Annotated in this window: 4 protein-coding genes; 3 read left to right on the top strand and 1 reads right to left on the bottom strand. The window is 49.9% G+C overall.

Features of this window, described 5'->3' with window-relative positions:
- Positions 1–92 precede the first annotated feature (92 nt).
- Positions 93–1,832: a pilus motility taxis protein HmpF gene (gene hmpF / locus OSCI_RS10710; protein WP_019487090.1), complete on the bottom strand. Its 1,740-nt coding sequence runs from the start codon at positions 1,830–1,832 to the stop codon at positions 93–95.
- Between the two features lie 574 nt (positions 1,833–2,406).
- On the opposite strand from hmpF, the gene OSCI_RS10705 reads away from it, so the two are divergent.
- From OSCI_RS10705 to OSCI_RS10695, 3 genes are all read left to right on the top strand, one after another.
- Positions 2,407–3,660: a response regulator gene (locus tag OSCI_RS10705; protein ID WP_007354952.1), complete on the top strand. Its 1,254-nt coding sequence runs from the start codon at positions 2,407–2,409 to the stop codon at positions 3,658–3,660.
- Between the two features lie 389 nt (positions 3,661–4,049).
- Entirely contained in the window at positions 4,050–4,583 is a 534-nt protein-coding gene (locus OSCI_RS10700; protein ID WP_007354951.1) for a chemotaxis protein CheW, read from the top strand.
- A gap of 136 nt (positions 4,584–4,719) precedes the next feature.
- The gene (locus OSCI_RS10695) at positions 4,720–7,809 is read left to right on the top strand and encodes a methyl-accepting chemotaxis protein (protein WP_007354950.1); all 3,090 of its coding nucleotides are present in this window, start codon (positions 4,720–4,722) and stop codon (positions 7,807–7,809) included.
- The last annotated feature ends 4 nt before the right edge of the window (positions 7,810–7,813 follow it).

Below are 7,813 nucleotides of genomic sequence, written 5' to 3'. Positions count from 1 at the left end.
CTAGAAGTTACGCAAGTATCACCTGCGTAACTTGTACTAAATATTAACTATTAACTATTAACTATTAACTATTAACTATTAACTACTAACTATTAACTCGACAAACTCCCCAGCATCTCTCGCAACTGAGCGATCGCCTGCATTTGATGATCTGCCTTTTCCTGAACCTGGCTGAGCTGAGCCCCCACCGCCTCTAATTTTTGCCGTAAGCCACTGAGATTATCCTGTACAGGTTGCAACATTTCTTGGTAAAGATTCACCCGTCCCCAGAGTTCTGCCACTGTTCCCCGCTGGTTTTGTAAATTCTGTTCCAACTGCTTAATTTCGTAACGTTTCGCCTCCTGTTCGCCACTTTGACGGTGAATAGTCCCCTCCATCTGGGCGATCGCCTCCCGCATCTGCTGAATTTGAGCTTCCAGTTTCTGCAATTCCTCCCCATGTTGATGCCGCTGACCCTCTAACTGGCTCAACACCGGCCCCAAATCAATTTTTTCATTTTGTTTGCCACCATCAGCCTTACCCAGCCTACGCTCCAGCACAGCTTGGTGTTGACTCAAAACCTCCTCCCTCTCCCGCAGACTGCGGCGCTGGCCTACGAGAGTTTCATTCAACATCTCATAATTTTCTTGCTCGTCAGCCAGTTCCCCTTCCAAACTCAAGCGATCGTACTCGCTAGCCGCTCGGATCTTCGCTTCCAACTCTTCAATCGCCTGGCGCTGAAAAGTCAGCTCCTCCTCCTGATCGTTAACAAAACGAAACACCTTTTCTAAATCCTGTTGCAGATGTTGCACCAACCCCTGCAACTCCTCCACCGGCATCTTTTCCAGCGCTTGCACATCCACCTTCTCGCTCACACTCACCCGATCGGAAGACTCAGCCAAGCGATAAAGTTGCTGGTAAACATCCTCCTGGGCCCGCATCTGCGATCCCAAAGCCTGAGTCTGCTCTTGCTTAACACTCAGAGCACTCTGCTGGCCCTTTAACTCAGCCCGCGCTTGCGCCAAAGAATCTTGAGCTTGTTGCCATTCTTGCCATCGATTCTGGATATTCTGACCGTTCCTTTCCACCTCATCCTGCTGCTGCTGAACCCAACTCCGTTTTTGTTCCAACTGCTGCCAGTGCTGATCCAGCAATGCTTGTTGAGCCACCACCATCGCCAAAGAGTGATTCAACTCCTCCCGTATTAACTCTTGAGGAGCAGCAGCCCCCGACAGTCGTTCGAGCAAATCCTGAATATTCTGGGCCTGCCGCTCGTCTAACACCGCCGCCTGCTGCAAATTAGTCTGCTGCTGCTCCATGCGCTGCATCTCGCCGCGCAACTGTTCCCAAGCACCCTCAATTTCCAGACGACTGCGATCGACCTCTTCCCGCAGGCGATTAGCCTCCTCCCGCGCACTTTCAATTTCCGAGCGTTGGGCCTCTAGCCGTTCGAGTTCCTCCTCCATTTGCGCTAGCTGCTCTTCGCGAGCCTGCATCTCCATCTCCCGGCGGTTAAGCTCCTGACTAGAAAAAGTTAGAGAAGCCTTCCACTGCTCTATTTCCTCTTCCTTGTCCTTAAACTTATCCTGCAACCGCGAGAAATTTTGCAGAATGCTCACCAATTGGCGGGCGGCCTCCTGAATTTGCTGCACCTGCTTACTATTGCTCAGCTCAACCAGCACCAGAGTCCCACCGTTGAAGCTATTAGCTTCCTCCGCTGGAATCAACTCCTCACCGGGTACAGCGCTCCAATTATGCTCGCTCCGCCGACAAGCTAGCAGTTTGAGTTCAGCCTTACCGCTACCAAGACCAAAGCTGCTTTTCTGTTTTTGTACTTCCGCTAGATACAGCACGCTGATCGTCCTCTTGAGGTGTCGTTTGCCCAATCCGTGGATAACATTCTTTTCCGACTGTAGCAGCACAAGCGCGTGCTGCTGGCTCGAAGCGTCCAGAAAGCGCAAGAATGCCCCGCCTTCTGGAATTGCAAGCTTTCTAATTCTGACGCGCTGCTACTAGGCGACAGAACTGAGGGGGCGAAGATTGGCCCGTTGCTGTAGTTCCAATTTAGGCTGAAGATGCGCGTCAAGGTCAGCTAGTCAAAAAGTTTTCATTTATTTTATCAGTCTTATCGCCTCGCGGGTAGAAGCGATCGCTAACCTAACATGATATATCATGCCAATCGGAGTACACCCCGATAATTTCCATGTCAGAGCAGTATTAGGCTAGTCTAACTATAGTTCAGAAGTTTAAGTAAACTACCCACCGCTAACCCTGACTTTAAAACCGAGGGCGACACGGGGGCGATGCCCCTACATAGATGTAGAGGGCCCGGTTGGCTGTACTGCTTGGATAGTAAAGTCATGCGACACGAGCTGATAGCCAAGTTAGCTCAAATTCCAACGGTTTTAAGGAGAAAACTTTAGCTCCATGCAGGGAAATTTGAATGAAATAGACATCCGTAGCATCCTGCAACTGATTGAGTTGGGCCAGCGAACTGGAGAACTGTTTGTCGAGGCCTACAGCTCAGCGAGCGGCGGCCTCAACCAGCAAGCTTTCCACCGTTCGCCCTCAGAACAATCTTGGTTTGTCTTCTGTTTTAATGGTCAGATCATCTACGCTACCCAGAGTGCGGGCAGTTTGTTTCGCCTGCGAGACTACCTGCGGCGCTATAAAGCCGACACCGCTCTTGACAATATCGAAGCACCTTCGATCGCATCTACGAATGCTCCTGAGTACGGCTACCTCTGGGCTCTGTTGGAAAACCACACCCTCACCCCGGCTCAAGGGCGCAGCATCATCCACAGCATGGTACACGAAACTTTATTCGACCTACTCAGCCTGCACCAGGGGGCTTTTACCTTTGAGATGGGGCCGGCTTTAGCCCCCCAGTTGACCAGCCTGGATATTAGTTCTTTGTTAGCTAAGATTATTAAACAAGTGCAGGAGTGGAAGCAGTTTCACCCTCACATTCAGTCACCAAACCAGTGTCCGGTGATTTCAGACCCCGCTCAACTGCGCTCAGCACTGCGACCCAATGTCTTTAACACCCTCAACCGTTGGGCTGATGGTCAGACATCGATTCGCCAAATGGCGCGATACCTGAACCGAGATGTCTTGACAGTTGCTAAGGCGATTTATCCATTCGTACAGCAGGGATTAGTACAACTGTTCTATCAACCCTCTCGCACGGACACTCAGGCGCGAGAATGGTCATCGCGGGAAATTAAAATTCCCAGAGTTGTCTGTATTGATGATGACAGCGTGATTCGCAAGACCGTCGAGGCGATTTTGAACGAGCATGGTTATGAGGCCACTGGTATTAGCAACCCCCTTAAAGCGCTGAGTCTGGTTTTTCAGCTCAAACCCGACTTAATCTTGTGTGACATTGCCATGCCAGAACTTGATGGCTACGAAATCTGCGCCATGCTCCGTAATTCTACTGCTTTTCGGCAGACACCAATTGTGATGCTAACTGGCATAGACGGATTTATCGACCGCGTTAAGGCGAGGATGGTAGGAGCAACTGACTACTTTACCAAGCCCTTTGGAGAAAGCGAGTTATTGATGCTCGTAGAAAAATATGTCGGGCCGGGTTTGAAGGAAGCTCCTGAATCGGCAAGATTATTAGCTGACGAACTAGAAAATCACATAGAAGAAAACCAGAAACCTCAGAAAACCTGATGCGATGCCTTCGGCGCGGCGTTTCGCGATCGCACTTTTAAGTTAGTTGGAATTCAATTTCCTACCAAAGTCAGTCTCAATGCCCGAAGTGCAAATATAATATACCTAATTCTCAACTAAGCTCCTAAACAAATATCCCTTGCGATTAGTAGTTCTCAGCTAGCGCCGATGGCAGTAATTCCTGTTAACGTTAAACCCAAGCTTGCCTGTAGCAAAATCTACGCTACCCATTTTAGTTGTAGAAGAGAGCGCACACAAGCAAAGGTAAACGAACTCAAAACCCCATCGAGGTTAATTCCTTGGTCTGTGGGTCAACAGAAATACGGGCGAACATTCCTTCGTCCTTACCCAACTCTCAAACAATCGCTATACGGGTAGGTATCGGCATTATGGTGGGCAACCCGGACTTCATATTACCAGGCTTCAATTCCGATCAAGCTCCTGAATTTCAAGAGCTGGAAAGTCCCGAAGGTGAACTACACCTGCGGTTTTACGTTCCTTCGGGAAACGAGTTTGCACTACCAGCGATGGGCATTCGAGAGGTACTTTCCCCGGCACCCGATAGAATGACCCCGATTCCCAATGTTTCTCCCTTGCTTTTAGGTACTCTAAATATGAGGGGGCGCGTGATTTGGGTTGCTGACTTGGGCCAATTTCTAGGAGACCAAACACCTTTAAACACGGACAGACCAGAAATTCCGATCATTGCAGTCGAAGATCAAGACACTATATTAGGGTTAGCAGTCGATCGAATTGTCGGGATGCACTGGCTCGATGTAGACCAACTGCACGCTCAGTCTTCAGCTCCTGATGGGATGGTTCCATTCCTTAGAGGGGAATGGTTATTGGGCGATGAGACTTCTCAGGTTCTCAGATTGCTAGACCAAGTGAAAATTCTGCGCTCGGCCCGGTGGGCTGCATGAAATCGATTTTATTTTTTCGATTTTATTTTTTCGATTGAGTCCGATCGCGCGTCAGAGAATCACTTCTAAAAGTCAAGGTAAAAATCTAAAATCTAAAATCTAAAATCTAAAATCTAAAATCCAAAGGGGGCGGCAAATGGCAACAACTACAGACTTTGAGCAGGAGTACCAGCGGGCAGAAGCGGCATACCTGGAGGGCAACTATGAAGAAGCTGCTGCTCTGGTTTACCAGTTAGTAGAAGATTTTCCCGAAGATCCAAGTGCTCGCTTGCTATGCGGTCACATCTACTGCTACGGGCTGCAACAGTATGATGTAGCGCGAGAACAGTACATGGTAGTGCTGAGTCTGACAGATGATACAGGCTTCGTAGATCATGCCAACAACGGCATTGCTTACGCAGAGCAGTTTGCCGTTGGAGCACCCGGAGAGAGTTTAGAGAATTTTTCAGAAGATTTAGATTTAGAAATGTACCCTGGTTTATCTGGGGAAAACGATTTAGAACAACCGGACTTATCGCTTTTTGGTGGCGGATCTGATTTGGAATCCGATCTCGGCACCAGTAGCCTAGAACTAGATAACGCTGGCATGATGGGCATGGGGCTTTCCGAGTTAGATTTTGAAAATAATTTAGAAAATTACGCCAACGACGCAGAACTTTTAAATCCCTTTGGCGAATCCCCCAACTTTGATAGCAACAGCAGCGGTAGTGGAGGGATGGCAGCTTTTGCCGATGCGGATCTCGACTCAGGGGTAGAGTTGGGGGGGCTGGATTTTGACGATGATGCGATGGCTATGGCTGATACCCAGCTTACCTTCCCCGCTCCCAAGGAAAAGCCATCACCGCCGGCTCAGGAACAGAGACAAGCAGATGTATTTGCCGGGGCTGCCTCGAAACAGAACGGTCGCACTATAGGCTCTCAATCCCTTGCCGATTCTGGGTTGGCAGACTCTGGGATAGAAGATCTAGGCGAGTTCCCAGAAGATTTTGATGATATGTTTGCGCCTTTGGAACTGCCAGACGACCTTAACTTTGAAGAATCTTACCCACCAGCCGAGACTAACGGCAAGCAAAAGATGCCACTCCAACCGCAGCCAACAGCCGAACCAGGACAGACAAGATCTAGAACATCAGGCATACAAGCCAAAGAAGGCAGCGATTTAGGTGGAAGTAAATCCAACTATTCCGTTGCTGAAGATGAAACCCTATTGATGGGATCGCACAGCGCCCCGGAAGCTTTAAGCGAGATCGGGAAACCCTCGAAAGATTTGAATTCAGGCTTTAAGTCCACTACCCAGGGAAGTAAAGCCGCCAAGGGTGAAGATTTGCAAAACGGGTTCAATATTCCAGATAGTTTCGACCTTGACAGCTTCGACGACGATGCCTTTGCTGACTCCTTTTCTAGCTACGAAGAAACGCCATCCCACTCCTTCGGCATGGCGGGCCCCGATAGTGACTTCCCCCTAACACCGAGTCCCCAAACCGATCGGGGTGACTGGATAGATGACTTCGATGAATTTGGAGATGTAGGCAACCTCCCCGACTTTGATATCTCTGACGATGCTAATAGCTCTATTCTGACCACAGGCGGTAGTAGCGGATTTGGAGGGATGACGGGCGGAGTCATGGGGGCGACTACTAGCAACCTGGACTTTGGGGATAACAGCGATGGCTCAGCAATTCGGGATGATGAGATTTTTAGCATTTCAGGAACCCCAGAGTCGGTACCGAGTTTCACTCCCACAGAAGAACCCATCGATGCGACAGTAACGGTAGAGCAGGGCGGGTTGGCTTTCTTGGAGAATGCCCCGCTGATTACTAAGCAATTGTACACGGCGATCGGTACGGGGTTAATTTCCTTGGTGGCTGTGGCACTGGTGACTAATTTTGCTTCTTACCAAGCCCTGAAGCAAGATAAACCAGAGGCGATCGCTTACTTGCGGCAAACAGGCTGGGCAATGACCGCAGCCGCCGGTTTCACCAGCTTTCTGACAGCTTGGGGCTTGGGTCACTTAGTTGCTCGTCAGGTGAGCAAATCGACAGACGACTTGCAAGTTCAGTTTGACTCTGTATCCCAAGGGAATTTAGAGGCTCGCGCCACAGTTTACTCAGAGGATGAATTTGGCAAAATGTCGGCCAAATTCAACCACATGGCAAAGGTGATTCTGACTACAACTAGCGATGCTAGAAGGAAGGCAGATGAACAGGAACAAGCCAAAGAAGATTTGCAGCGCCAAGTGATTCGACTGCTGGACGACGTAGAAGGGGCCGCTCGTGGCGATTTGACGGTGCAAGCCGAAGTCACAGCCGACGTATTAGGAGCCGTTGCTGACTCGTTTAACTTAACGATTCAAAACCTGCGGGAAATCGTCCACCAGGTGAAACAGGCAGCACGAGACGTGAGTACAGGCGCTTCTGAGAGTGCTACCTTTGCCCAAGGTTTGTCCTCTGACGCGCTGCGACAAGCTGAAGAACTAGCGGCGACATTGAATTCCGTACAAGTGCTCACAGACGCGATTCAGCGGGTGGCAGAAAGCGCTCGCGAAGCAGAAGAAGTAGCGCGGGGCGCAGCAGCTAGCGCCATCAAAGGCGGCGAGGCAGTGGAGCGGACGGTAGCAGGGATTTTAGAAATTCGGGAAACGGTAGCAGAAACGACCAGAAAAGTCAAGAGATTAGCCGAAGCTTCCCAAGAAATTTCCAAGATTGTCGCTTTGATTGCGACGATCGCCTCCCGGACGAACTTGCTAGCCTTGAATGCTAGCATTGAAGCAGCGAGAGCAGGGGAAGCAGGACGGGGGTTTGCGATCGTGGCGGATGAAGTGCGACAGCTAGCAGACAGATCCGCTAAGTCTCTTAAAGAAATCGAGCAAATCGTGATGCAAATTCAGAGTGAAACAGGGGCGGTAATGACGGCGATGGAAGAGGGGACTCAGCAGGTAATCGAGGGGACGCGGTTAGCAGAACAGGCGAAGCGATCGCTAGAAGATATCATTCAAGTAACGAACCGCATCGATGTACTGGTGCGATCGATTACCGCAGATACCATCGAACAAAACCAGACAGCAAGCGCTGTTTCTCACGTTATGCAAGCAGTAGAATTAACGGCCCAAGAAACTTCGCAAGAATCGCAGCGGGTATACGGTTCTTTGCAAAACTTGGTGGGCGTTGCGCGAGACTTGCTGACATCCGTAGAGCGTTTCCGGGTAGAAACTGCGGAAAGGCAATGAAGCA

It is taken from the genome of Kamptonema sp. PCC 6506 (genome assembly GCF_000180455.1).
GTDB classification, from domain to species: domain Bacteria; phylum Cyanobacteriota; class Cyanobacteriia; order Cyanobacteriales; family Microcoleaceae; genus Kamptonema; species Kamptonema formosum.
Note: the sequence above shows the minus strand (reverse complement) of the source record. Positions and strands in the feature narration are given on the sequence as shown.